The following is a 25,437-nucleotide window of genomic DNA, read 5'->3' as shown; positions in this document are numbered from 1 at the left end:
TAGCGTGACCACGACGCTGCTGGTGGGGGCTAGGAGGTCGGCAGTGGCCGAGCAACGCACGAGGGTTCTGGTCGTCGAGGACGACGGTGACACCGCGGGGTTCTTCCGCACGGTGCTGGAACGCCGCGGCGGCATGGACGTCACCGTGTGCGGGGACGCCGTCTCGGCGCTCGCGGAGGTCGCGCGGCAGACGCCCGACGTGATCCTCACCGACATCCAGATGCCCGGCATGAGCGGGCTCGAGCTGCTCGGCGAGCTGCGCGCGCAGGCGCCCGGCGTGCCCGTCGCGGTGATGACGGCGTTCGCGTCGGTCGACTACGCGGTCGAGGCCCTGCGCCGCGACGCCGACGAGTTCCTCGTCAAGCCCGTGACCGCCGCGCAGCTGCTCGAGAAGGTCACCGGGCTCGCCGCGGAGGCGCGCCGCCGCCGCGACGCCGCGGGCGCGCGCGACGTCGTGCTCGCGATCGGCGCGCACCCCGACGACGTCGAGATCGGCGTGGGCGCGACGCTCGCGTCGCACCGCGCCGCGGGCGACGCCGTCGTCATCCTCACGCTGTCCGGCGGCGCGGTCGGCGGCGACGCCGACGTCCGACGCCACGAGGCGCTCGCCGCCGCGGGCGTCATCGGTGCGCGCCTGTACCTGCACGACTTCGAGGACACCCGCATGGACCCCGCGAACGGTCTCATCACCGTCATCGAGGACACCGTGCGCGAGGTGCAGCCCACCGTCGTGTACACGCACTCGTCGCACGACCGCCACCAGGACCACCGCGCCGTCCACGAGGCCACGATGGTCGCGACGCGCCGGGTCGCGGCCCTCGCGTGCTTCCAGAGCCCGTCGTCGACCATCGACTACCGGCCCAGCCGGTTCGTGCCCGTCGACGGGTACGTCGAGACCAAGCTGCAGATGCTCGCCGCGTTCGCGTCGCAGGCGCACCGCGACTACATGGCGCCCGACGCCGTCCGCGCCACCGCGCGCTACTGGTCGCGGTTCGGCACGGGCACGTACGCCGAGCCGCTCGAGACGGTCCGCGCCGCCGCGATGCTGTCGGGGCTCGCGGCCACCACGTCCACGGCGGGCATCGCCGCCGCCGCGACGCTGCCCGAGCAGACGGCAGCAGGGGAGGGGACCGCATGACCCGCACCACCCGCGTGCTCGTGACCGGGGCCGGCGGGCCCGCCGGCGTCGCCGTGATCCGGTCGCTGCTGCGCCGCGACGACGTCGAGGTCGTCGCCGCCGACATGGACCGGTGGGCCAGCGGCCTGTACCTCGTCGTCGCGGGCGGGCGCCGCCTCGTGCCGGCCGGCAAGGCCGACGACTTCGTCGACGTCGTGCGGCAGATGTGCGCCGACGACCAGATCGACGTCCTCATCTCGACGGTCGACGTCGAGCTCCCCAAGCTCGCCGCGGTGCGCGACCTGCTCGCAGCCGCCGGGACCCTGCTGGCCGCGCCGTCGCTGCGCACGCTCGACCTGTGCCTCGACAAGCTCGCGCTCGCGCACGCGTGCGCCGGCGCGCTGCGCGTGCCGCGCACCGAGCTGCTCGGGACGCCGCAGGCGCTGTCGGGCTGGGACTACCCCGTCATCGTCAAGCCGCGCCGCGGCGCCGGGTCGCGCGGCGTGCGGACCGTCACCTCGGAGCGCGAGCTCGACACCGTGCACGACGAGGAGGACCTGCTCGTGCAGGAGCTCCTGCCCGGGCAGGAGTACTCGGTGGACGTGCTCGCCGACTCGACCGGGCACGTCGTCGCGGCGGTGCCGCGCGCGCGCCTGCGCGTCGACTCGGGCGTCGCGGTCGCGGGCGTCACGCTGCTCGACGACGAGCTCGTCGAGGCCGCCTCCGCGGTCGCGCGCGCGGTCGGGCTGACCTCCGTCGCGAACGTCCAGCTCAAGCGCGACGCCGACGGCGTGCCCGCGCTGCTCGAGGTCAACCCCCGGTTCCCCGGGGCGATGCCGCTCACGATCGCCGCCGGCGTCGACATGCCGTCGCTCCTGCTCGACGACGTGCTCGGACGCGCCGTTCCGCGGCACGTCGCGCACACCGAGATCGCGAACGTCCGCTACCTCGAGGACGTGTTCCTCGGCGTGGACGAGGTGCTGCCCGCCCCATGACGCAGCCCCGCCTCGACGGCGACCACCACGTGCACTCGACGTTCTCGGACGACGCCCGCAGCACACCGGCCGAGAACCTCGCCGCCGCGCGCCGGGCCGGGCTCCGCGAGATCCGCATGGTCGACCACGTCCGCGCGTCGTCGACGCACGTGCCCGCCATGCTCGCCGCGGTCGCCGCCCTCCCGGCCGTCGAGGGGCTGCGCGTGCTCACCGGCGTCGAGGCGAAGATCCTCGACGTCACCGGGACGATCGACGCGCCCCGTGACGTGCTCGCCGCGCTCGGGACGCCCTCGGGCGCCGACCGCGTGCTGCTCGCCGACCACCAGGTCCCCGGGACGGACGGGCCGTGGAGCCCGTCGACGACCCTGCGGCTGCTCGACGAGGGCCGCGTCACGCGCGCCGACGTCGTCGAGCTCGTGGTGACGGGCACGCTGCGCGCCGTCGAGCGCGCCGGGCGCGCGCAGCTCGCGCACCCGTTCTCGATCCTGCCGAAGGTCGGGATCGCCGAGGACGACGTCCCGGACGACCTGCTGGACGCGCTCGCGGGCGTGCTCGTCGCGACCGGCACGCCGGTCGAGGTCAACGAGAAGTGGCGCTGCCCGGGCCCGCGCGTCGTCGCGCGCCTGCGCGCCGCGGGCGTCGCGCTCGTCGCGTCGACCGACGCGCACCACGCGGACGACGTCGGCGTCTACCGCTGGCTGCGCGGCGCGCAGGGGACGGCGTGAGCTGGCCCGCGGTCGGGCACGACACGCTCGTCACGCTGCTCGTCGTGCTCGTCGTCGTCGGGATCGTCCCCGCGCTCGCGGGCGTCTACCAGTACCTGCTCGTACCGGTGCACGGCCTGCGCAACCACCTGCGGCGCGCGGCCCCGCACCTGCCGCGCGTCGCCGTCGTCGTGCCCGCCTGGAACGAGGGCGCCGTGCTCGCGGCGTCGCTCGAGCGGCTCATGCGCCTCGAGTACCCGGCGGACCGGCTGCGCGTGTACGTGGTCGACGACGCGAGCACCGACGACACGCCCGACGTCGTGCGCGCGAAGGCCGTCGAGCACCCGGGGCGCATCCACCTGCTGCGGCGCGAGCAGGGCGGCCAGGGCAAGGCGCACACGCTCAACCACGGCATCGAGCACCTGCTGCGCGACGACTGGATGCAGGCGCTGCTCATCATGGACGCCGACGTCATCTACCGGCCCGACTCGTTGCGTCGCATGACCCGGCACCTCGCGGACCCGCAGGTCGGAGCCGTGACCGCGTACATCCGCGAGGGCAGCGGGCGGCCAGGCGCCGTCGCGCGCTTCATCGGCTACGAGTACGTCACCGCGCAGGCGTGCGCGCGCCGCGCGCAGAACGTCATGGGCGCCGTCGCGTGCCTCGCGGGCGGTGCGCAGCTGCACACGCGCGCCAACCTCGAGGCGATCGGCGGCCGCATCGACACCTCGACGCTCGCCGAGGACACGTTCTCGACGTTCCTCACGCAGCTCGACGGCCGCACGGTCGTGTTCGACGGCCAGGCCGTCGTGCTCGCCGAGGAGCCGGACTCGGTGCGCGCGCTGTGGAAGCAGCGCGTGCGCTGGGCGCGCGGCAACGTGCAGATCACCGCGCGGTTCCGCCGCACGTGGTTCCGGCCCGCGCGCGGGCACCGGCTCGGGCGGCTCGACTTCGGGCTCGTCTGGTTCTCGGTGTTCGCGCTGCCGTTCACGCTCGTCGCGGCGTCCACGGGGTTCATCGGCCTGTACTTCGTGTCGCCGGGCACCGCGCAGACCCTGTTCGGGCAGCTGTGGTGGTTCGGGCTCGGCACGTACCTGTTCATCACGATCACGACGCTGCTGGTCGACCTCGACACCGCGCGCCGCTCGTGGTTCGAGGGCCTGCTGTTCCCCGGCGTGGGTGCGCTCGTGCTGGTCGTCGCGTCCGCGACGCCCGGGTTCTGGCTCGACACCGTGCCCGCCTGGCTCGGGATCACGCTGACGCCCGCGGGCGTCGAGGCCTGGACCCTGCTGCTCTACTCGTGGCCGGTGCTGTCGATGGTGCTCGCGCGGCTGATCCGTGACGTCGAGGGCACGCGGCTGCTCGGCTGGGCGTCGCGACCCCTGCTGTACCTCGTGGGTTACGGACCGCTGCTGTGCGCGATCACACTGGACGCGTACGTGCGGGGTTGGCGCGGAGCGGCGCAGACGTGGGACAAGACCGAGAAGACGGGCAGGGTCACGGCATGAACGCACACCGGCACGCCGACGGACCGCAGGCGTGGGCGCGCCTGACCGACGACGCCCTGCGCCACGAGATCGAGGCGAACCGGCGCGCGGAGCGCTGGTTCACGGTGGCCGGCGCGTGCGCCGCGCTGCTGACCGTCCTGGTCGTCCTGGTCGTCGCGGCCGTCCGATGAGCCCGTCCCGCCGCGACGCCGTCGACGCGGCAGCCCTCGAGGACGCCGCGCCGCGCGAGGACGAGGAGGCCTCGACCACGTCGCCGCAGCCGGAGCTGCGCTACCTCGGCCCGGTCGCGCGGTACCTCGGCTCGGGCGCGTCCGTGGTCGAGCGGCAGCTGCCGTTCGCGATCCTCATGACGCTCGCGCTGCTGGCGCTGCTCTCGCCGGGGCTCGAGGCGACCTCCGGCTCGGCGGTCGTCCTCGCGGCCGCCGTCACCGTCGCGTGCCTCGTGCTCGCGGCGTTCGTGCCGTGGGAGCGGCTGCCGGAGTGGGCGCCCGAGGCGCTGGCCCTGCTGCAGCTCGTCGCGGTCGCGGCCCTGCGGCAGGGGTCCGGCGGCATGACGTCGCCGTTCGCGGGCATGGTGCTGCTGCCCGCGCTCGCGCTCGCCGCGCGCGCCGGCATGGTCGGCGTGCTGCTCGGCACGCTGGGCGCGGCTGCGACCGTGCTGCTCGGGCTCGCGCTGAGCCCCTCGACGCACGCCTCCCAGCCCGTCGTCGTCCGCAGCCTGTTCGTCGCGGCCATCGCCCTCATCATCGGGCTCGTCGTGCAGGAGTCGACGGCGCGCCTGCGGCAGCGCAACAAGGTGCTCGCGCGGCTGCAGGCCGAGCAGGCGGACGCCCTGCGCCGGACGCGGGAGGCGGCCGCGTCGCTCGGCAAGTCCGTGTCGCTGCGCCGCGCCGCGCACCAGCAGCTCGTGTCGGTGATCGACTCGGCCACCGAGCAGGCGATCATCGCGACCGACGCCGACGGGATGGTCGAGGTGTTCAACGCGGGCGCCGAGCGGCTGCTCGGGTTCGCGCAGGGCGAGGTCGTGGGGCGGCGGTACCTCACCGAGTTCCACCTGCTCGACGAGCTGCTCGAACGCGACCCGCAGGACGGTGCGCCGCCCGCGGCGTCCGACCACCCCACGCTGCTGCGGTCGGTCCTGGCGCCGCGCGCGGCGGCCGGCAAGGACGTGCGGGACTGGACGTACGTGCGTCGCGACGGCTCGCACGTCACGGTGCACCCCGCGGTGACGCGCCGCACCGACCACGACGGGGCGGTCGTCGGCTACGTGGTCGTCGCGACCGACGTGACGGCGGACCGCGAGGCCGCGCGGCTCAAGGACCAGTTCGTCGGGCTCGTGAGCCACGAGCTGCGGACCCCGCTGACGGCCGTGCTCGGCTACGTCGAGCTGCTGCTCGACGAGACCGAGGAGCTGACGGAGGACCAGCGCGAGTACCTGCAGATCATCGACCGCAACGCGCGCCGTCAGCTGCGCCTCGTGAGCGACCTGCTGCTGACCGCCCAGATGGACGCGGGCACGTTCTCGATCTCGCCGCAGCCCGTGGACCTCGCGACGATCGCCGCGGCGTCGCTCGCGACCGCGGCGCCCGCGGCGGCCGCCGCCGGGATCACGCTCGAGAGCGACCTCGCGCCGACGCCCGCGCACGCCGACCCTCTGCGGCTCGGGCAGGCGGTCGACAACCTCGTGGCCAACGCGCTGAAGTTCACCGACCGCGGCGGCACGGTGCGTCTCGTGGTGCGCCCGCAGGCCGACGGCGGCGGGCGGCTCGCCGTGAGCGACACCGGGATCGGCATCCCGCCCGACGAGCTGACCCACCTCACGGAGCGCTTCTACCGCGCGAGCACGGCGACGCGGCGGGCGGTGCCCGGCGTGGGCCTGGGGCTCGCGATCACGCGTGCGGTCGTGGAGGCGCACGGCGGGCACGTCGGCGTGACGAGCGCGGTCGGCGAGGGCACGACGTTCACGGTGACCCTGCCGCCCGCGCCGTCGGCCGCAGGGGCGTGACGCGGGCGCGCCGGGTGCCCTGCGCCGGGCCCGCGCGCGGCCGGGGCAGAATGCCCGCGTGGCCGACGACGTCCTGACGACACCCCCGCCCGCCGACCGGCAGCACGCCGGGGACCGCCCGGAGGCGGCGCCCCCGGCCGAGGGGGTGTTCACCAACCCGGTGGTGTGGCAGGACTTCGCGGACGGCGACGTCATCCGCGTCGGCGACGTCTACTACTACTCGGCGTCGACCATGCACTACTCGCCCGGGGCACCGATCCTGCGGTCGTACGACCTCGTGCACTGGGAGCACGCGGGCCACTCGGTGCCGCGTCTCGACTTCGACGACGAGCGCTACGGCCTGGTCGGCGGGCACCGGTACGTCAAGGGCATCTGGGCGTCGACGCTCGGCTACCGCCCGAGCGACGCGACGTTCTACTGGTACGGGTGCGTCGAGCAGGACCGCACGTACCTGTTCACGGCGCCCGCGGTCGAAGGGCCGTGGACGCGCCGTGCCCGCCTCGAGACGCCGTACTACGACGCGGGGCTGCTCGTCGACGACGACGACACGCTGTACGTCGCGTACGGCAACACCACGATCAGCGTCGCGCAGCTCAGCGCCGACGGGACGCGCGAGGTGCGTTCGCAGGTGGTGCTCGAGACGCCCGCGAGCGTCGGCGTGCTCGAGGGCGCGCGGTTCTACAAGGTCGACGGGACGTACTACGTCTGGCTGACGCGCCCCGCGAACGGGCAGTACGTGCTGCGCTCGGCGTCGCCCTGGGGGCCCTACGACCTGCGCGAGGTGCTGCTCGACCTGCCGGGGCCGGTCGAGGGCGGCGGCGTGCCGCACCAGGGCGGCCTCGTGCGCACGCCCGCGGGGGACTGGTGGTACATGGCGTTCACCGACGCCTACCCGGGCGGCCGCATGCCGACGCTCGCGCCCGTGACGTGGGAGGACGGCTGGCCGGTGCTCGGCACGGTCGACGGTCGGTGGGGCACGACGTACCCGCGTCCCGCGCTCGGGCCCGGGCCCGGGGTGGAGCCGCTCACGGGGGCGGACACGTTCGCCGGTCCGCGGCTCGCGCCGCGCTGGGAGTGGAACCACGACCCCGACGTCGAGCGGTTCGCGGTGGGCGACGGCCTGCACCTCACGACCGCGACGGTCACCGACGACCTGTACGCGGCGCGCAACACGCTGACGCACCGGCTGCAGGGACCGACCTCGACCGTCACGGTCGAGCTGGACCTGGCGGGCACGCGGCCCGGCGACCGCACGGGGCTCGCGATGCTGCGCCAGACGTCCGCCTGGGTGGGCGTGCGGCACGAGGCGGACGGCTCGCGCCGGGTCGTCATGACCGACGGCCTGACGATGGACGCGTCGTGGGACACCGTGAGCACCGGGACCGAGCGCGCGTCGGCGCCGCTGACGGGGACGCGCGTGTGGCTGCGCGTCGAGGCCGACGTGCGGCCCGGCGGTGCGGGGGCGGTCTTCGCGTGGAGCGCCGACGGTCGGACGTTCGCGCCGCTGGGCCCGTCGTTCGCGCTCGACGCCGACTGGCGGTTCTTCATGGGGTACCGCGTCGGGATCTTCCACCACGCGACCGTCGCGCTCGGCGGGACCGCGACGGTGCGGCGGTTCGGGCTCGCGACGCCGTGAGGTCCGTCCGTGCCGTGACCCCGCACGTGTGGTGAAACGCTTCGACACCGCGTGAGGTCTTGTCGGCGGCGGCGCGCCGTGGGCAGCATGACGCCATCCCGCCGTGCACGACACCGACGTCGTGCGACGTGGTGTGAACGATCACACGACGTCGTCGGCGGTGCGCCCGCCCGAGGAGCACGCCATGTCCCTCCCTCGCCCCGCCCGCCCCCGACGCGCGCTCGGCGCGCTGCTCGCGCTCGTCACGGCGGTGTCCGCCGGCGTCCTCGCGACCGTCGCGGCCACCCCGGCGTCGGCCGCCACCCCGGACACCGGCGCGACGTACGTGCTGGTCAACCGCGGCAGCGGCAAGGCCCTCGACGTGTACGGGTTCGCGACGAACGACGGCGCGCGCCTCACGCAGTGGACCCGCTCGGGCGGCACCAACCAGCAGTGGCGGTTCGTCGACGCGGGCGGTGGCTGGTACCGCGTCGTGTCGCAGCACTCGGGCAAGGTCCTCGACGTGACCGGTGCCTCCACGGCCGACGGCGCCCGCGTCGTGCAGTGGTCCGACAACGGGGGAGCGCACCAGCAGTGGCGCCTGCAGGACGTCGCCGGCGGGTACGTCACGCTCGTCAACCGGAGCTCGGGCAAGGCGCTCGAGGTGCAGAACGCCTCGACGGCCGACGACGCCGAGATCGTGCAGTACACGAGCTGGGGCGGTGCCAACCAGCAGTGGCAGCTCGTGCGCGCCGACGGCGGGACCACCCCCACGCCGACCCCGACCCCCACCCCGACGACGCCGCCGGCCGGCGGGTCGTTCACCAACCCCGTGGTGTGGCAGGACTTCGCGGACGGCGACATCATCCGCGTCGGCGACGCGTACTACTACTCGGCGTCGACCATGCACTACTCGCCGGGCGCCCCGATCCTGCGCTCCTACGACCTCGTGAACTGGGAGTTCGCGGGCCACTCCGTGCCGCGCCTCGACTTCGACGACCAGCGCTACGACCTCGTCGGCGGGCACCGCTACGTCAAGGGCATCTGGGCGTCGACCCTCGGCTACCGGGCCAGCAACCAGACGTACTACTGGTACGGCTGCACCGAGTTCAACCGCACGTACGTCTACACCGCGTCCGCGGTGGACGGCACGTGGACCAAGAAGGCCCGCATGAACCAGTGCTACTACGACGCCGGGCTGCTGGTCGACACCGACGACACCATGTACGTCGCCTACGGCAACGGCACCATCAGCGTCGCGCAGCTCAACGCCGACGGCACGCAGCAGGTGCGCGCGCAGCAGGTGTACCAGACGCCCTCGAACGTCGGGACGCTCGAGGGCGCGCGGTTCTACAAGAAGGACGGCTACTACTACATCTGGCTCACGCGGCCCGCCAACGGCCAGTACGTGCTGCGCTCGACCTCGCCGTGGGGCCCCTACGAGCAGCGGCAGGTGCTGCTCGACCTGCCCGGACCGATCACCGGCGGGGGCGTGCCGCACCAGGGCGGGATCGTGCAGACCCAGAACGGCGACTGGTGGTACATGGCGTTCACCGACGCCTACCCCGGCGGACGCATGCCGACCCTCGCGCCGATCACGTGGAGCAACGGCTGGCCGTCGGTCCAGACCGTCAACGGCCGCTGGGGCGCGACCTACCCCCGCCCGAACATCACCACGACCCGCACCGTCAAGCCCCTCACCGGCACCGACACGTTCGCCGGCACGCGGCTCGGCCCGCAGTGGGAGTGGAACCACAACCCCGACACGTCGCGGTTCACGGTGTCCGACGGGCTCACGCTGCGCACGGCGACCGTCACGCGCGACCTGTACGCCGCGCGCAACACGCTGACGCACCGCGTCCAGGGCCCGTCGTCGACCGCGACCGTCGAGCTCGACGTCGCGGGCATGGCGAACGGCGACCGCACGGGCCTGGCGATGCTGCGGCAGTCCTCGGCGTGGATCGGCGTGGTCCGGGGCTCGGACGGGGCGCGGCGGGTCGTCATGACCGACGGCCTGACGATGGACTCGTCGTGGAACACCACGGGCACGGGCACCGAGCGGGCCTCGGCCGCGCTGCCGGGCACGCGGGTGTGGCTGCGGGTCACCGCCGACATCCGGCCCGGCTCGGGCCGCCAGGCGACGTTCTCGTGGAGCACCGACGGTCGCACGTTCACGCCGCTGGGCCCCGCGTTCACGCTCAACGCCGACTGGCAGTTCTTCATGGGCTACAGGTTCGGCATCTTCAACCACGCGACGCAGGCCCTCGGCGGCGCCGTCACCGTGCGGCGGTTCGACCTCACGGCGCCCTGACCCCTCGACCCGGCCGGTGCCGGCGGCGTGCGCCGCCGGTCCGGTCCGGCGCGCCCGCACGCGGCGCGTCACCCCCGGCGCGCCCGCGCGTCGACCCACCCACCCAGAGGAGATCCGGTGAGCACGACACCACGCACCACGGGCCGGCGCAGGGCGGCGGCCCTGCTGACCGCCGGCGTCGCCGCGGCCCTCACGCTGACGCTGTCGGCGCCCGCGGTCGCGGCCGGCAGCACGCTGCACGCCGCGGCCTCCGAGAAGGGCCGCTACTTCGGGACCGCGATCGCGGCCGGTCGCATGAACGACGCCACGTACATGGGGATCGTCGACCGCGAGTTCGGCATGATCACGGCCGAGAACGAGATGAAGATGGACGCCACGGAGCCGAACCGGGGCCAGTTCAGCTACACCAACGGCGACCGGATCGTGAACGACGCGCTCGGCAAGGGCAAGAAGGTGCGCGGGCACACGCTCGCGTGGCACGCGCAGCAGCCCGGCTGGATGCAGAGCATGTCCGGCAGCGCGCTGCGGCAGGCGCTGCTCAACCACGTGACCCAGGTCGCGACGCACTACAAGGGCAAGATCTACGCCTGGGACGTCGTCAACGAGGCCTTCGCCGACGACGGCCGCGGCTCGCGCCGCGACTCGAACCTCCAGCGCACCGGCAACGACTGGATCGAGGCCGCGTTCCGCGCCGCCCGCGCCGCCGACCCGGGCGCCAAGCTCTGCTACAACGACTACGGCACCGACTCGATCAACCCGAAGTCGACAGCGGTCTACGACATGGTCCGGGACTTCAAGGCGCGCGGCGTCCCGATCGACTGCGTCGGCTTCCAGTCGCACTTCGGCACGACGATCCCCAGCGACTACCGCGCCAACCTGCAGCGGTTCGCCGACCTGGGCGTCGACGTGCAGATCACGGAGCTCGACATCGAGCAGGGCTCGAACCAGGCGAACGCCTACCGCCAGGTCGTCGAGGCGTGCCTCGCCGTGAGCCGCTGCACCGGCATCACCGTGTGGGGCGTGCGGGACACGGACTCGTGGCGCACGGGCAAGAACCCGCTGCTCTTCGACGGCAACGGCAACAAGAAGGCCGCGTACACGTCGACGCTCAACGCGCTCAACGCGGGCAGCAGCAACGGCGGCGGGAACAACGGCGGCTCGACGTCGATCGACACCAGCGCCTGGTACGTCCTCGTCAACCGCAACAGCGGCAAGGCCCTCGACGTGTACAACCTGTCGACCGCGGACGGCGCCGACATCGTGCAGTGGTCGCGCAACGACGGCAACCAGCAGCAGTGGCAGTTCGTCGCGTCCGGCAACGGCGGCTACCGCCTCAAGTCGCGGCTGTCCAACAAGGTGCTCGACGTGTACAACTTCTCGACCGCGAACGGCGGCGAGGTCGTGCAGTGGCCCGACCTCAACGGCACCAACCAGCAGTGGAACGTGACGATCAGCGGCGGCTACGCGACGCTGCAGAACCGGAACTCGGGCAAGGTGCTCGAGGTGCAGGGTGCGTCGACCGCCGACGGAGCGAACGTCGTGCAGTACGACGGCTGGAACGGCGCCAACCAGCAGTGGCAGCTGGTGCGCGTCGGCTGACGTCGATCGACGGCCGCCCCCGCACCCGGGTCGACGGGTGCGGGGGCGGTCGCGCGTCGAGGCGCGCGGCGTCCGTCGCAGCGCGCCAGGCGGACCCGCGTCAGCGGCTCGTCGCGGCGTCCCACGCGAACGACGCGAGCCAGTGCGTCGCCACGAAGTCGTCGTTCGCGAGCGAGGTCAGGCCCGCGGCGAGCAGCCGGTCGCCCGCATCGCGCAGCCCGGGGTCGTCGAGCGCGCGGGCGAGGCGGAACAGCGCCCCGGCGCGCGAGAGGTTGAGGCCGTCGAGGTGCACGGCGTGCCCGTCGGTCGGGTCGACCACGCGCGCGGGCGCGGTGAGGTCGCCCGGCCGCGGCAGGAACGCCGCGAACCACGGGGCGAGCTCGGCGGGCGGCAGCACGCGGGCCATGAGGTCCGCCTCGGCGAGGCCGGGGGACAGGAAGTCGTGCCCGCTGCGCTCCCACGCCGCGGGCCAGCCGCGGTCGGCGCCGTACAGGCGGCGCGCGTGCGTGCGCAGCGCGTCGGCGACGTCGTCGTGCCCGAGGTCGTCGGCCGCCGTGAGCAGCAGCGCGAGCCCGAACGCGGTGTTCGAGTGCACGCCGTGCCGCACCGGGTGCTCGGTGCGCGCGACCCACGGCACCACGAGGTCGAGCACCGTGCGGGCCAGCGGGGCGGTCGCCTCGGCCCACGCGGCCGCGGCGGGGTCGCCGGCCGCGGCGGCCGCCGCGCACGACGCCGCGAGCCGCGCGGCCCACGCCCAGCCGTACGGCCGCTCGAACGCGGGGTGCGCGCGCAGGTAAGCGACCTCGCCCGCGACGCGCTCCGGGGTGAGGTTCGCCGACAGCAGCGCGCGCAGCGCGTCGTCCTCGTGGCCCGCGGCGAGCACCTCGACGCCCAGCCAGTGCATGTGGACGCACGAGTGCCAGTCGAACGACGTGTGGAACGCGGGGTACAGCTCGACGGGCGTGCGCACGTCGTCGGGCGACCCCGCGAGGTGCACGAGGTGGTACGGCCACGGGGTCGTGAGGTTCGCGCGGACGACGGCGGCGTAGCGGTCGGGCGGGGGCGGGGCGAGGTGCGTCACGCCCCCCACCCTCTCGCGGCGTCAGCGCCGCCGGTGCGCGCGCCACGCGCGCCACGCGCCGGTCGACCACAGCGCCCACACCACGAGCAGGCCCTGGAACGGCAGCCGCGCGAGGCGCTTGGCGTCGGTGTCGAGCCCGAAGCCGTCCTTGCCCTCGAGGTACTGAGCGACGTTGCCCGGGAAGATCGCGACGAAGAACGCCGCCGCGGCCGCGCCGACCCACGGCCGGTAGCGGCGCGGCGCCACGACCAGGGCCGTGCCGAGGGCGATCTCGACGACCCCCGACCCGACGACCACGGCGTCGGTGCCCACCGGCACCCACGCGGGCACCTGCGCCTGGAACTCCTCGCGCGCGAACGTCAGGTGGCTCGTGCCCGCGAACGCGAGGAAGCCGCCGAGCACCACGCGCCCGATCGTGCGGGCGACGCCGCCCGTCCTGCGGTCGCCGTCGTGGGTCGCCATGCGCGTCCTGCCTCGGGGTCGGGCTCGGTCCGACCGGGCGACCGGGCCGGTCCCAGGCTACGGCGGCCGTCGCGGCGCGGCAGGTCGTGCGCGCGCCGACGCTCGCGGTGCGCCCGGGTGGGGGCGGCGCCGCGGGCGTCGGGGACGCGTCAGACGGTCGGCAGCCAGACCCGCATCGTCGACGGCCCGCGCTCGGCCCACGCGTGGTACGGCACGAGCGGCACGAGCCGCGGCGCGTCGGGTGCGGGCGCGGGGTCGTCGCCGAACGGCCACGTCACGTCGGGCAGCGGGCGCGTCGCGACGGGGACGAGCACCGCGCCGTCGCGCTCGACGGGTGCGGCGTCGGTCGTGACGACGGCCGCGGCCACGTCCTGCCCGAGGTCGGTGGACTCGAGCGCGAGGACCAGCGGCCCGCGCTCGACCGCGACCTGCCCGCGCACCGCGTCGACGCGCGGGTCGGCGAACGTCCAGCGGGCGCGCACCGGCAGGTCGAGCACGACCTCCTGCCCGGCGGCCGGCCCGGGGACCGCGACGTACCCGGGCGCCGCCGGCTGCGACGTGCCGTCGGCGAGCGTGACGCTCGCGCCCTGCGCCCACGCGGGGACGCGCAGCGTGAGCGTCCAGCCGCCCGCGGGCGCCTCGACCGCGCGGACCGTCACGCGACCGTCGTGCGGGTAGGCGGTCGTCACCTCGAGGGCCACCGTGCGGCCCGCCGTCAGCTCGGTGCGCACCGTCGCCGGCGCGTACTGGTGCAGCTGCACGCCGTCGTCGTCGACCGTCGCGACGTACGTGCCGAGCGTCGCGACCGTGCGCGTGACGTTGGTCGGGCAGCACGACACCGCGAAGAACGGCGCGCGCAGGCTCGACGCCGCGCGGGGGCTCACCTCGTCCGGCGCGACCTCACGGCCGGGCACGCGCTGGTGCAGCGTGTTCGTGTAGTAGAACGCCCGGCCGTCCTGCGCGGGCGACGTCGCGACGACGTTGTAGAGCGTGCGCTCGACCGCGTCGGCGTGCCGCGCGTCGCCGTCCTGCAGCAGCAGGCGGTGGTTCGTCATGACCGACGCGATGCCCGCGCACGTCTCCGAGTACGACCGGTCCGGCGGCAGCTCGAAGTCGGCGCCGAACGACTCGCCCTCGTGGTGCGCACCCATGCCGCCGGTCAGGTAGGTGCGCCGCGCGAGCGTCGTGAGCACCTGCCCGGTGACGGCCGCGAGCAGCTCGTCGTCGCCGTCCTCGACCGCGAGGTCCGCGGCGCCCGACGCGAGGTACAGGGCCCGCACGGCGTGCCCGTCGAGCACGGTGGCCTCGCGCACCGGCACGTCGTCCTGGAAGTACTGCGGGCCGAAGTCGATCTCGCCGAGCACGCCGTGCCCGCGCCGCTCGACGAACAGCCGCGCCTGGTCGAGGTACCGACGCTCACCGGTCACGCGGTACAGCTCGACCAGCGCGACCTCGATCTCGGGGTGGCCGCACACGCCCTGCTGCGGGCCGTCGGCGCCGAACTCGCGGCACACCAGGTCGGCCGCGCGGATCGCGACGCGCACGATCTCGTCGTCGCCGAACGTGCGGGCCCGGGCCACGCCCGCCTGCACCAGGTGCCCGATGCAGTACAGCTCGTGGCCCCACTCGAGGTCCGACCACCGCGGCTGCTGCCCGGGGCGGCCGAACATCGTCGAGACGTAGCCGTCGGGCTCCTGCGCCGCGGCCACGCGCGCCGCGATCGACCGCAGGCGCCGGTCGAGGTCGGCGTCGCCCGTGCGTCCGACCTCCCAGGCCATCGCCTCGAGCAGCTTGTACGTCTCGGAGTCGGAGAACTCCCGGCCCCGGCGGTCGCGCGGCAGCCGCCCCTCGACGGCGGCGTCGAAGTTGCCCGTCCAGCCGAGCCGCTCGAGCCAGCCCTCGACGTGCGCGATCATCGTGCGCGCGTTGAGCGCCTGCAGGTCGCCCCAGAAGCCGCCCGTGATCGTGACCTCGTCGAGGCCGAGCGGGCGCCAGCGGGCGCGGGACGGGACGGCCGGGCGGCCGTGCTGGTGGGGGCCGACGCGCAGGTCGACGGTCTCGGACGAGGGCATGACGAGCTCCGGGGGTGGTTCGGTCCGGCGGTGCCGGGGCGGGCGGTGGGGGACGGGGCGCGGGCTACTTGACCGCGCCGACCGTCAGGCCGTCCTTGAGCTGGCGGTAGGTGAGGCTGAAGACGACGAGGATCGGGACGGACGTCAGCACGGCCAGGGCCATGAGGCCGGGCCAGTTGATGCCGAACGCCGAGACCTGCTGCGCGAGCAGCGCGCTGAGCGGGTAGCTGCCGGGCGTGAGGTAGAAGTTCACGGCGTAGAGGAACTCGCCCCACGCGAGCAGGAAGATCAGCGTCCCGACCGTGAACACGCCGTTGCGTGCGACGGGCAGCACGACCTGCCAGAACGTCCGCAGGATCCCGGCGCCGTCGATCGACGACGCCTCCTCGAGCTGCGGCGGCACGGCCCGGAAGAACGGGCGCAGCAGCAGCGTCGCGAACGGGATCAGCAGCGCCGCGTCGGCCAGGATCACCGCGGCCGTCGTGTCGAGCAGCCGCCAGCTGCTGAAGATCTGGAACAGCGGGATGACGGTCGCGGTCTGCGGCATCATCTGCAGCACGATCAGCATCCCGAGCCCGACGGTCGGCAGCCAGCCGGTCGTGCGCGCCAGGCCGTAGGCGGCCGGCACGGCGATCGCCAGGACGAGCGCGGTCGCGCCGACGGCGATGGTCGCGGACTGCCCCATCGCACGCCACAGCGTCGGCGTGATCGCCTCGCGGTAGGCGTCGAGCGTGGGGGAGAAGACGAACGTCGACGCGCGGTCGAACACGTCGCCCGAGCTCTTGACCGACGTGAGGAGGATCCACAGGATCGGCACGCCGTACATGAGCGTGAGGAGCAGCTTGGTGGCCACGGCGACCGGGCCGGCCTTCACCTGGTTCATCCGTGCGCCTCCTCCTTGCGGATGCTGCGGGCGTACAGGACGGCCAGCACGAGCACGCCGAGCACGGCGACGACGGACGTCGCGGCGCCCAGACCGTAGTCGTAGCGGACGAACGCCTGCAGGTAGCCCAGGAACGGCAGCGTGTTGGTGGCGGTGCCGGGCCCGCCGTAGGTCATGACGTAGATGAAGTCGAAGCTGCGGAACCCGTAGACGAGCGTGAGGATCAGCAGCACGAGCGTCGTGGGCCGCACCGACGGGACCATGATGTGGCGCACCTGCTGCGACTTGGTCGCGCCGTCGAGCTGCGCGGCCTCGAAGACCTCGGGGTCGATCGTCAGCAGGGCCGCGCGGTACACGAGCGCGTTGAACGGGATGACGGCGAACGAGTTCACGAACGCCACGGCACCGAGCGCCCAGTACTGGTCGTAGAGGAACGGCACGGGCGTGTCCCGCAGCCCGGTGGCGAGCAGCACGGTGTTGACCAGGCCGGAGTCGGCGAGCAGGAACTTCCACACCGACCCGTTGACGACCGGGGGCAGCGCCCACACGAACACCATGAGGGCGAGCAGCGCGCCCGACCACCGGCCCGACGTGCGCAGCGCGATCGCGCCGCCCAGGCCGAGCCCCATGCCGAGCACCGTGACGACCACGACGAACACCGCGGTGCGCGACAGCGCCGCGGTCGTGTCGCCGGACTCGAACCCGGCGCGCAGGTTCTCCAGGCCCGTGAACGCCCAGTCGGCGTTGAGGGTCGCGGCGGTGACCTTCGAGACGGCCATCCGCAGCAGCGTGACGAGCGGGTAGATGCTCAGCAGGCCGAGGAACACGGCGGCCGGGAGCAGGAACAGCATCCGGGTCTGCCGTGGCGGGCGGCGCCGCGGCCCGCGGGCCGGGCGGGTCACGGCCCGCCCGGCCGCCGGCGCGAGCGAGGTGGTCATGGGGACCTCCAGGGGGTGTCGCGCCGGACGACCGGGCGCGGGCGGACGGGTGGTGGGTGGGTCTGCGGCTCAGTCGAGCAGCGGGCCGAGCGCGGCGATCGCGTCGTCGGCGGCCTGCTGCGGCGACTTCTGACCGCCGACCGCGGCGCTCCACGCCTGGCCGAGCGTGAGCTGGACGTCGGCCACGGACTGCGCGGGGATCACCGAGGCCGGGTAGTTCGCCCCGAACTTCGTGATGGTCTGCGCGAACGGCTCGAGCAGCGCGTTGCCGGTCACGGCCTCGTCGGCCGCGGCGTCGGTGCGCGAGGGCAGCGAGCCGACGATCTCGGCCGGCAGCAGCTGGCCCTTCGCGTCGAGGTACGTCGCCGTGAGGTACTCCCACGCGAGGTCGGGGTTCTTGCTGAACGCGCCGATGCCCTCGCCCTCGCCACCGAGGTAGACGCCGCCGGTGCTGGACAGCGGCAGCGGGACGACGCCGTACTCGAACTGCGCGTCGGACTTGGCGGTGCCCATCTGCCAGTTGCCGTTCGCCGCGAACGCGGTCTTCCCGGCGGCGAACTGCTGGAACGGCACGGTCTGGTCCCACGTCACGGACTCCTGCGAGAGCCAGCCGTTCTCGACCCAGCCGCGCACGCGGGCCAGGCCCGCGGCGAGCGCGTCGGCCTGCGGGTCCTCGTAGCTGAAGCCCTCGGACGTGATCCAGGGGTAGGCCTGCCACTCGCCCTGCGACTGCGGCAGCGCCGACAGCGTGATGCCCGCGTAGCCGGCGTCCTTGGCCTTGGCCATCGCGGCCTCGAGCTCGTCCATCGTGGTGGGCGGCTCGACGCCGATCTCGGCGAGGATGTCGGCGTTGTACCAGAGGCCGAGCAGGTTGACGTAGCCCTGCACGGCGTAGGTGGTGCCGTCGACCTGGTGGATGACGGACGGTGAGACCTTGTCGGCGTCGGCGAAGCCGGCCCAGTAGTCGTCGAGGGGCGCGAGCGCGCCGCCGAGCGCGAGGGTCGAGGCCTCCGCGCCGTTGAACACGACGACGTCCGGGCCGGTCTTGGCGCCCGCGGCGGAGACGAGCTTGGAGTTGAGCTGGTCGTAGGGGACGAAGACGTTCTCGACGGTCGCGCCGTCGTGCTCGGCCTCGAACTTGTCGGCGAGCTCGTCCATGAGGCGGACCTGGTTCTCGTCCGAGAAGTAGTGCCACACCGTGACGGTGTCGCCGCCGGCCGATCCGCCGGTCGCGTCGCCGCCGCCGGCGGACGTGCCGCCCGTGCAGGCGGCGAGCAGCAGGCCGCTCGCCGCGGCGAGGGACGCGAGCGTCAGCCACCTGCGGCGGCGAGGGGTGGGCCGTGCGTCGTTGCCGTTGATGTCCATCAACCGGGCTCCCGTTCGTCAGGACGAGGTCGGTGGCGCGGGTGGGGTGCCCGGCCGGTGCGGGTGGGGTGCCCGCTCCGCTCCTCGTCGATGCGTGATGACCTGCCGGGCGCCCGACGCCGCGTCGCTGCGGCGGACCGGTGAGACCACCGTCGGCCGAAAGCGACCGAAACCCGTTTCGGGACGCTAACACTGGGAAGATACGTCGGTCAACCGGGTGTGCAGGATGCCGTTTTCGGGCATGATGAGGTCCGCAGCGCGTCGGTCCGGCCGGTCGCGGGCAGGGAGCGACGGAGGGTGACCATGACGACCACGGACGGCAGGCCGCGGCCCGTGACGCTGCGCGACGTCGCGCAGCTCGCCGGCGTCTCGGTGGCCACCGCCTCCAAGGCGCTCAACGGCAAGGCCGAGGTCCACCCCGACACGCGCCGCCGCGTGCAGGAGATCGCCGACCGGCTGTCCTTCACCCCGAACTCGCTCGCGCGCGCCATCACCGCGGGGCAGACCGGCACGGTCGGGCTGCTCACGCACGACCTCGAGGGCCGCTTCAGCCTGCCCATCCTCATGGGCGCCGAGGACGCGTTCGGCGCCGGCAGCACGTCCGTCTTCCTGTGCGACGCGCGCGGCGACGCGATCCGCGAGCAGCACCACCTGCGCGCGCTGCTCGGCCGCCGCGTCGACGGCCTCATCGTCGTGGGCTCGACCACCGACCCGCGGCCGTCCCTCGGCACCGACGTCCCGGTCCCCGCGGTGTACGCGTACGCGCCGTCGGTCGACCCGCGCGACGCGTCGGTCGTGCCCGACAACGTCACCGCCGGGCGGCTCGCGGCCGAGCACCTGCTGGCGCTCGGGCGTCGGCGCATCGCGCACGTCTCTGGCGACGCGACGTACGCGGCCGCGCAGGACCGCGCCACGGGGGTCGCGCAGGCGCTCGCGGACGCGGGCGTCGAGCCGGTCGGCCCGGTGCGCTACGGCTCCTGGAGCGAGGCATGGGGCCGCGCGGGCGTCACCGCCGTGCTCGACGCCGACCCCGCGGTCGACGCCGTGGTGTGCGGCAGCGACCAGATCGCGCGCGGCGTGCTCGACGCGCTGCGCGAGCGCGGCGTGCGCGTGCCGGCCGACGTCGCCGTCATCGGGTTCGACAACTGGCAGCCGATGATCGCCGGTTCCCGTCCCGCGCTGACCAGTGTCGACATGAACTTCGAGACCATGGGTCGGCGTGCCGCGACCCGGCTGTCGGCGCTCGTCGCCGGCCAGCAGGACGCCGGGGTCGAGACGATCGAGCCGCGCGTCGTGGTGCGCGCGTCGACGGCCGGGGACTGACGGCGAGCGCTCCCTGCGAGGTCGCGGGCGACGCCCGTAGGCTGGTGACGTGCGCTGCGGGTACTTCGACGCGGGCGTGTGCCACTCGTGCACGCTCCTCGCGCAGCCGTACCCCGAGCAGGTCGACGCGCAGCAGCGGCACGTGCGCACCGTGCTCGGGGACCCGGCGGGCGTGACGTGGCTCCCGACCGTCACGAGCGCCGAGGCGGGATTCCGCAACAAGGCCAAGATGGTCGTCGCCGGCACGGTCGACGCCCCCACGCTCGGGATCCTCGACGCGCACGGCCACGGCGTCGACCTGCAGGGCTGCCCGCTGTACCCGCCGGCCGTGAGCGCCGCGCTGCCGCCGCTCGCCGCGTTCGTGACGCGCGCGGGCCTCGTGCCGTACGACGTCCCGACGCGCCGCGGCGAGCTCAAGCACGTGCTCGTCACCGGGTCGCCCGACGGCGAGCTCCTGGTGCGGTTCGTGCTGCGCAGCACCGAGGCGCTCGCCCGCATCCGCAAGCACCTGCCGTCGTTGCAGGCGGCGCTGCCGTCGCTCGTCGTCGCGTCCGTCAACGTGCAGCCCGCGCACGCCGCGGTGCTCGAGGGCGACCGCGAGATCCTGCTCACCGAGCGTGGCACGCTGCGCATGCGGGTCAACGGGCTCGACCTGCACCTGCGGCCGCGGTCCTTCTTCCAGACCAACACCGACGTCGCGGCCGCGCTCTACCGGCAGGCGGTCGCGTGGGCCGACGAGGCCGAGGTCGCCTCGGCGTGGGACCTGTACTGCGGCGTCGGCGGGTTCGCGCTGCACCTCGCGCGGCCGGGCCGCACGGTCGTCGGGGTCGAGACGAGCGCCGAGGCCGTCGCGAGCGCCGAGCAGACCGCGCACGACGCGGGGCTGCCCGGCACCCGGTTCCTCGCGGGCGACGCGACCGCGTTCGCGCTCGCCGCGCACGACGTGCCCGACCTCGTCGTGGTCAACCCCCCGCGGCGCGGGCTCGGGGAGCCGCTCAGCCGCTGGCTCGAGGGCAGCGGCGTGCCGCGCGTCCTGTACTCGTCGTGCCACTCCGGCTCGCTCGCGCGCGACCTCGCGCACATGCCGTCGCTGCGGCTCGTGCGCGCGCAGGTCCTCGACATGTTCCCGCACACCGGGCACCACGAGGTCCTCACGCTGCTCGAGCGCCGCTGAGCGGGGCGCCGCCGAGCGGGGAGCGTCGCAGAGCTCGGCACGTCGCCGAGCCGGGTGTGCACGCGGGCGCGTCACCGCCAAAGCCCTGGGCCGGCCCGCCACCACCTGGCACGATCACGCGCGTGCTGCTCACGCTGACCGCCGACGCCCCCGACGCCGCCACCCCGGCGTCCGACCTGGGCCACCTGCTGCACAAGCACCCCGACCGCGTGCAGACGTTCGACGCGGGCGTCGGCACGGCGCACGTGCTCTACCCGCGCGCCGACGCCGAGCGGTGCACCGTCGCGCTGCTCGTCGAGGTCGACCCCGTCGGCCTCGTGCGCGACCGCGCGGGCCGCGGCGACGGACCGCTCGCCGCCTACGTCAACGACGTGCCGTACGCGTCGGCGTCGGTGCTCGCGGTCGCGCTGCGCCGCGTGTTCGGCACCGCCATGACGGGGCGCTGCGACCGGCGCCCCGAGCTGGCGTCCCGCGCGCTGCCGCTCGAGGTCCACGTGCCCGCGGTCGCGGTGCGCGGCGACGTCGCGCTCGTCGCCGAGCTGTTCGCGCCGCTCGGCTGGGACGTCGCCGCGACGCCGCTGCCGCTCGACCCGCGCGTGCCGGCCTGGGGCGACTCGCGCTACGTCGACCTACGGCTGCGCGGCACGCTGCGGCTCGCGGACGCGCTGTCCCACCTGTACGTGCTGCTGCCCGCGCTCGACGGCGAGAAGCACTACTGGGTCGGCGAGGACGAGGTCGACAAGCTGCTGCGCGCGGGGGAGGCGTGGCTCGCCGACCACCCGCGCCGCGACGTCGTCGTGCACCGCTACCTGCGGCGCAGCCGCCCGCTCGCGGCGTCGGCGCTCGAGCGGCTCGCCGAGGTCGAGCACGTGCCGGCCGACGCGCTCGACGACGCGGTCGCGGCACGCCCGGAGGACGTCGACGACACGTCCGCGGCGCCGTCCGCGACCACCGGCACCCCCGCCGACGCCGACGCCGACGCAGTCGCCGACGACGGGCCGCGCACGCCGGCGCTCGCGCGGCTCCGCGTCGAGGCCGTGCACGCCGCGCTGCGCGCCGCCGGCGCACGCACGGTCGTCGACCTCGGCTGCGGCGAGGGCGTGCTGCTGCGCGAGCTGCTGGCCGACGCGTCGTTCGACCGGCTGCTGGGCGTCGACGTGTCGCACCGCGCGCTGCAGGTCGCCGCGCGCCGGCTGCGGCTCGACCGGCTGCCCGAGCGGCAGCGCGCCCGCGTCGACCTCGCGCAGTCCGCCCTCACGTACCTCGACGACCGGCTCGTCGGGTTCGACGCGGCCGTGCTCATGGAGGTCGTCGAGCACGTCGACCCGCCGCGCCTGCCCGCGCTCGAGCAGGCCGTGCTCGGGCACGCGCGCCCCGGCACGCTCGTCGTCACGACCCCGAACGTCGAGCACAACGCGCGCTACGGCCTCGACGACGGCCACCTGCGGCACCACGACCACCGCTTCGAGTGGACGCGCGCGCAGTTCCGCGACTGGGCGTGCGCGGCCGCGGCCGCGCACGGCTACGACGTCTCGTTCGGCGGCGTCGGCGACGACGACCCCGACGTCGGGCCGCCCACGCAGCTCGCCGTCCTCACCCGTCGCCCGGAGGTGACCTCATGACCCGCCTGGAGATCCCCGCGACCTGCCTCGTCGTGCTCGTCGGCACGTCCGGGTCCGGCAAGTCGACGTTCGCGGCCCGGCACTTCGGGCCCTTCGAGACGGTCTCGTCCGACTGGTGCCGCGGCGTCGTGTCCGACGACCCGACGTCGCAGGCCGCCACGCCCGAGGCGTTCGCGCTGCTGCACCACCTCGTCGGCGTCCGGCTGCGCGCGGGGCTGCTCACGGTGGTCGACGCGACCAACGTGCAGCCCGACGCGCGCCGCGGGCTCGTGGCGCTCGCGCGCGAGCACGACGTGCTGCCCGTCGCGATCGTGCTCGACGTGCCCGAGGACGTCGCCCAGGCCCGCAACGCGGCGCGCCCCGACCGCGGCTTCGGCGCGCACGTCGTCCGCCGCCAGGCGCAGCAGCTGCGACGTTCGGTGCGCGGGCTCGCGCGCGAGGGCTTCCGCACGGTGCACGTGCTCGACGGCGTCGCGGCCGTCGAGGCCGCCGAGGTCGTGCGCGTGCCGCTGCGCAACGACCTGCGGGGCGTGACCGGCCCGTTCGACGTGGTCGGCGACGTGCACGGCTGCCGCGCCGAGCTCGAGACGCTGCTCGGCCGGCTCGGCTACGTGCTCGTGCGCGACGCCGAGGGGCGCCCGGTCGACGCGACGCACCCCGAGGGGCGGCGCGCGGTGTTCGTCGGCGACCTCGTCGACCGCGGCCCGGACAGCCCGGGCGTGCTGCGGCTCGTCATGGGCATGGTCGAGGCGGGGCACGCGCTGTGCGTGTCCGGCAACCACGAGTCCAAGCTCGTGCGCGCGCTCGCGGGGCGGCAGGTCAGCACGTCGCACGGGCTCGCCGAGACGCTCGCGCAGCTCGCCGCCGAGCCGCCGGAGTTCCGCGAGCGGGTCCGGGCGTTCTGCGACCGCCTCGTCGCGCACTACGTGCTCGACGAGGGGCGGCTCGTCGTCGCGCACGCGGGCCTCAAGGAGGCGTACCACGGGCGCGCGTCGGGACGCGTGCGCTCGTTCGCGCTGTTCGGGGACACGACCGGCGAGACCGACGAGTACGGCCTGCCCGTGCGCCTGCCGTGGGCGGAGGACTACCGCGGCAGCGCGACGGTCCTCTACGGCCACACGCCGACGCCCGCGCTCACGTGGGTCAACGACACGCTGTGCCTCGACACCGGGTGCGTGTTCGGCGGGCGGCTCTCGGCGCTGCGGTACCCCGAGCGGGAGGCCGTGCAGGTCACCGCCGAGCGCGTCTGGTGCGACCCGGTGCGGCCGTTCCCGCGCGCCGAGCCGACCGACGGCGCGCCCGTGGTCGTGGGTCGGTCCGGCGCGCCCGGCGGCGGCCCGGACGGTGACGTCGTGCGCGGCGCACCGGACCGCCTGCGCCTCGACGACGTCGCCGGCCGGCGCGTGGTCGAGACGCGGCTCATGGGTCGCGTGTCGCTGCGTCCCGAGGACGCGGTCGGTGCGCTCGAGGTCATGAGCCGGTTCGCGCTCGACCCGCGCGTGCTGCTGCACCTGCCACCCACCATGAGCCCGTGCGCGACCGCGCGCGAGGGCGACCTGCTCGAGCACCCGCGCGAGGCGTTCGCGCAGTACGCGCACGACGGCGTGGCCGACGTCGTGTGCGAGGAGAAGCACATGGGCTCGCGGGCCGTCGTGCTCGTGTGCCGCGACGCGACGGTCGCCGCGGCGCGCTTCGCGCTGCCCGCGGGTGCGACGGGCGCGGTGTGGACCCGCACGGGCCGCGCGTTCTGGCAGGACGCGGCGCGCACGCAGGCGCTCGTCAACACGGTGGCGTCCGCCGTGGCGGCGGCCGGCGCGTGGGACGACCTGCTCGCCGACGGCGACGACGCGTGGCTGCTGCTCGACTGCGAGCTGCTGCCGTGGTCGGCCAAGGCGGGCGAGCTGCTGCGCACGCAGTACGCGGCCGTCGGCGCCGCGGCGCGCGCGGTGCTGCCCGCGGCGGTCGACGCGCTCGCGGCCGCCGGCGACCGGGGCCTCGACGTCGCCGAGCTGCTCGCGCGCACGCGCCGCCGCGCGGACGACGCCGAGCGGTTCACGGCCGCCTACCGCCGCTACGTGTGGGACGTCGACGGCCTCGACGGCGTGCGCCTCGCGCCGTTCCAGGTGCTCGCGGCGGGCAGCCGCACGTTCACCGACCGCGACCACCTGTGGCACCTGGGCGTCGCGGACCGGCTGGTCGCGGCCGACGCGTCGGGCGTGCTGCTGGGCACGCGCCGCCTCGTGGTCCGCACGGGCGACCCCGCGTCGGTCGCCGAGGGCACCGCGTGGTGGCAGGCGCTCACCGACGACGGCGGCGAGGGCATGGTCGTCAAGCCGCTCGCGAACCTCGTGCGCGGACCGCGGGGCCTCGTGCAGCCGGGCGTCAAGGTCCGGGGCCGGGAGTACCTGCGGATCGTGTACGGCCCCGAGTACACGTCGCACCTGCCGCGCCTGCGGCAGCGGTCGCTCGGGCGCAAGCGGTCGCTCGCGCTGCGGGAGTACGCGCTGGGCGTCGAGGCGCTCGAGCGGTACGTCGCGGGGGCGCCGCTGTGGCGCGTGCACGAGGCGGTGTTCGGCGTGCTCGCGCTGGAGTCGGCGCCGGTCGACCCGCGGTTGTGACGGCAGCCGTCGGGCCGGGGAGCACCGGCCCGACGGGCGTGGGTC

At 74.9% G+C, this 25,437-nt stretch carries 19 protein-coding genes; 13 read left to right on the top strand and 6 right to left on the bottom strand.

What is annotated here, in order from left to right:
• Positions 1-43 precede the first annotated feature (43 nt).
• The 9 genes from E4A51_RS05365 (at position 44) to E4A51_RS05330 (ending at position 11,854) form a co-directional block, all read left to right on the top strand.
• Complete coding sequence (locus tag E4A51_RS05365; RefSeq protein WP_134851184.1) at positions 44-1,138, top strand: response regulator; 1,095 nt, start codon at positions 44-46, stop codon at positions 1,136-1,138.
• Positions 1,135-2,112: an ATP-grasp domain-containing protein gene (locus E4A51_RS05360; RefSeq protein WP_134851072.1), complete on the top strand. Its 978-nt coding sequence runs from the start codon at positions 1,135-1,137 to the stop codon at positions 2,110-2,112. Before E4A51_RS05365 ends, E4A51_RS05360 begins: the two co-directional genes overlap by 4 nt.
• Complete coding sequence (locus tag E4A51_RS05355) at positions 2,109-2,837, top strand: PHP domain-containing protein (protein WP_134851071.1); 729 nt, start codon at positions 2,109-2,111, stop codon at positions 2,835-2,837. The genes E4A51_RS05360 and E4A51_RS05355 overlap by 4 nt, the downstream gene beginning before the upstream one ends.
• Complete coding sequence (locus tag E4A51_RS05350; protein ID WP_134851070.1) at positions 2,834-4,324, top strand: glycosyltransferase family 2 protein; 1,491 nt, start codon at positions 2,834-2,836, stop codon at positions 4,322-4,324. Before E4A51_RS05355 ends, E4A51_RS05350 begins: the two co-directional genes overlap by 4 nt.
• The gene (locus E4A51_RS18240) at positions 4,321-4,494 is read left to right on the top strand and encodes a hypothetical protein (protein ID WP_156441926.1); all 174 of its coding nucleotides are present in this window, start codon (positions 4,321-4,323) and stop codon (positions 4,492-4,494) included. Before E4A51_RS05350 ends, E4A51_RS18240 begins: the two co-directional genes overlap by 4 nt.
• The gene (locus tag E4A51_RS05345; RefSeq protein WP_134851069.1) at positions 4,491-6,329 is read left to right on the top strand and encodes a cell wall metabolism sensor histidine kinase WalK; all 1,839 of its coding nucleotides are present in this window, start codon (positions 4,491-4,493) and stop codon (positions 6,327-6,329) included. The genes E4A51_RS18240 and E4A51_RS05345 overlap by 4 nt, the downstream gene beginning before the upstream one ends.
• A 58-nt stretch (positions 6,330-6,387) precedes the next feature.
• Positions 6,388-7,965: a glycoside hydrolase 43 family protein gene (locus E4A51_RS05340; RefSeq protein WP_240696388.1), complete on the top strand. Its 1,578-nt coding sequence runs from the start codon at positions 6,388-6,390 to the stop codon at positions 7,963-7,965.
• Positions 7,966-8,149: 184 nt separating this feature from the next.
• Positions 8,150-10,255 carry a family 43 glycosylhydrolase gene (locus E4A51_RS05335; RefSeq protein ID WP_134851067.1) on the top strand — a complete coding sequence of 702 codons (2,106 nt, stop codon included), beginning with the start codon at positions 8,150-8,152 and terminating at the stop codon, positions 10,253-10,255.
• 117 nt (positions 10,256-10,372) lie between these two features.
• Positions 10,373-11,854, top strand: coding sequence for an endo-1,4-beta-xylanase (locus E4A51_RS05330; RefSeq protein WP_134851066.1), 1,482 nt, complete (start codon positions 10,373-10,375; stop codon positions 11,852-11,854).
• A 100-nt stretch (positions 11,855-11,954) separates the two neighbouring features.
• On the opposite strand, the gene E4A51_RS05325 is transcribed toward E4A51_RS05330, so the two are convergent.
• The 6 genes from E4A51_RS05325 to E4A51_RS05300 form a co-directional block, all read right to left on the bottom strand.
• Positions 11,955-12,935, bottom strand: coding sequence for a DUF2891 family protein (locus E4A51_RS05325; RefSeq protein WP_134851065.1), 981 nt, complete (start codon positions 12,933-12,935; stop codon positions 11,955-11,957).
• A gap of 21 nt (positions 12,936-12,956) precedes the next feature.
• On the bottom strand, positions 12,957-13,397 hold the full coding sequence (locus tag E4A51_RS05320; protein WP_134851064.1) for a hypothetical protein: 441 nt from the start codon (positions 13,395-13,397) through the stop codon (positions 12,957-12,959).
• A gap of 149 nt (positions 13,398-13,546) precedes the next feature.
• Complete coding sequence (locus tag E4A51_RS05315) at positions 13,547-15,469, bottom strand: glycoside hydrolase family 127 protein (RefSeq protein ID WP_134851063.1); 1,923 nt, start codon at positions 15,467-15,469, stop codon at positions 13,547-13,549.
• Positions 15,470-15,533: 64 nt separating this feature from the next.
• Positions 15,534-16,352, bottom strand: a complete 819-nt coding sequence (locus E4A51_RS05310) for a carbohydrate ABC transporter permease (protein ID WP_046527961.1) — start codon at positions 16,350-16,352, stop codon at positions 15,534-15,536.
• Positions 16,349-17,290: a carbohydrate ABC transporter permease gene (locus tag E4A51_RS05305; protein ID WP_134851062.1), complete on the bottom strand. Its 942-nt coding sequence runs from the start codon at positions 17,288-17,290 to the stop codon at positions 16,349-16,351. Before E4A51_RS05305 ends, E4A51_RS05310 begins: the two co-directional genes overlap by 4 nt.
• A 69-nt stretch (positions 17,291-17,359) precedes the next feature.
• Positions 17,360-18,655 (bottom strand): extracellular solute-binding protein, encoded by a 1,296-nt coding sequence (locus E4A51_RS05300; protein WP_134851061.1) that lies wholly within the window; start codon positions 18,653-18,655, stop codon positions 17,360-17,362.
• A gap of 303 nt (positions 18,656-18,958) precedes the next feature.
• Between E4A51_RS05300 and E4A51_RS05295 the strand changes: the two genes are divergently transcribed.
• From E4A51_RS05295 to E4A51_RS05280, 4 genes are all read left to right on the top strand, one after another.
• Complete coding sequence (locus E4A51_RS05295; RefSeq protein WP_070318399.1) at positions 18,959-19,978, top strand: LacI family DNA-binding transcriptional regulator; 1,020 nt, start codon at positions 18,959-18,961, stop codon at positions 19,976-19,978.
• A 49-nt stretch (positions 19,979-20,027) separates the two neighbouring features.
• Positions 20,028-21,152: a 23S rRNA (uracil(747)-C(5))-methyltransferase RlmC gene (gene rlmC / locus E4A51_RS05290; protein WP_070318400.1), complete on the top strand. Its 1,125-nt coding sequence runs from the start codon at positions 20,028-20,030 to the stop codon at positions 21,150-21,152.
• A gap of 122 nt (positions 21,153-21,274) precedes the next feature.
• A complete protein-coding gene (locus E4A51_RS05285; RefSeq protein ID WP_134851060.1) occupies positions 21,275-22,774 on the top strand; it encodes a 3' terminal RNA ribose 2'-O-methyltransferase Hen1 in 1,500 nt (499 codons plus the stop codon).
• Positions 22,771-25,392, top strand: a complete 2,622-nt coding sequence (locus tag E4A51_RS05280; RefSeq protein WP_134851059.1) for a polynucleotide kinase-phosphatase — start codon at positions 22,771-22,773, stop codon at positions 25,390-25,392. The genes E4A51_RS05285 and E4A51_RS05280 overlap by 4 nt, the downstream gene beginning before the upstream one ends.
• The last annotated feature ends 45 nt before the right edge of the window (positions 25,393-25,437 follow it).

The sequence above is a fragment of the Cellulomonas sp. HD19AZ1 genome (assembly GCF_004535805.1).
GTDB classification, from domain to species: Bacteria; Actinomycetota; Actinomycetes; order Actinomycetales; family Cellulomonadaceae; genus Cellulomonas; species Cellulomonas iranensis.
The sequence above is the reverse complement of the archived record's forward strand: the minus strand, read 5'-3'. Positions and strand labels throughout refer to the sequence as shown.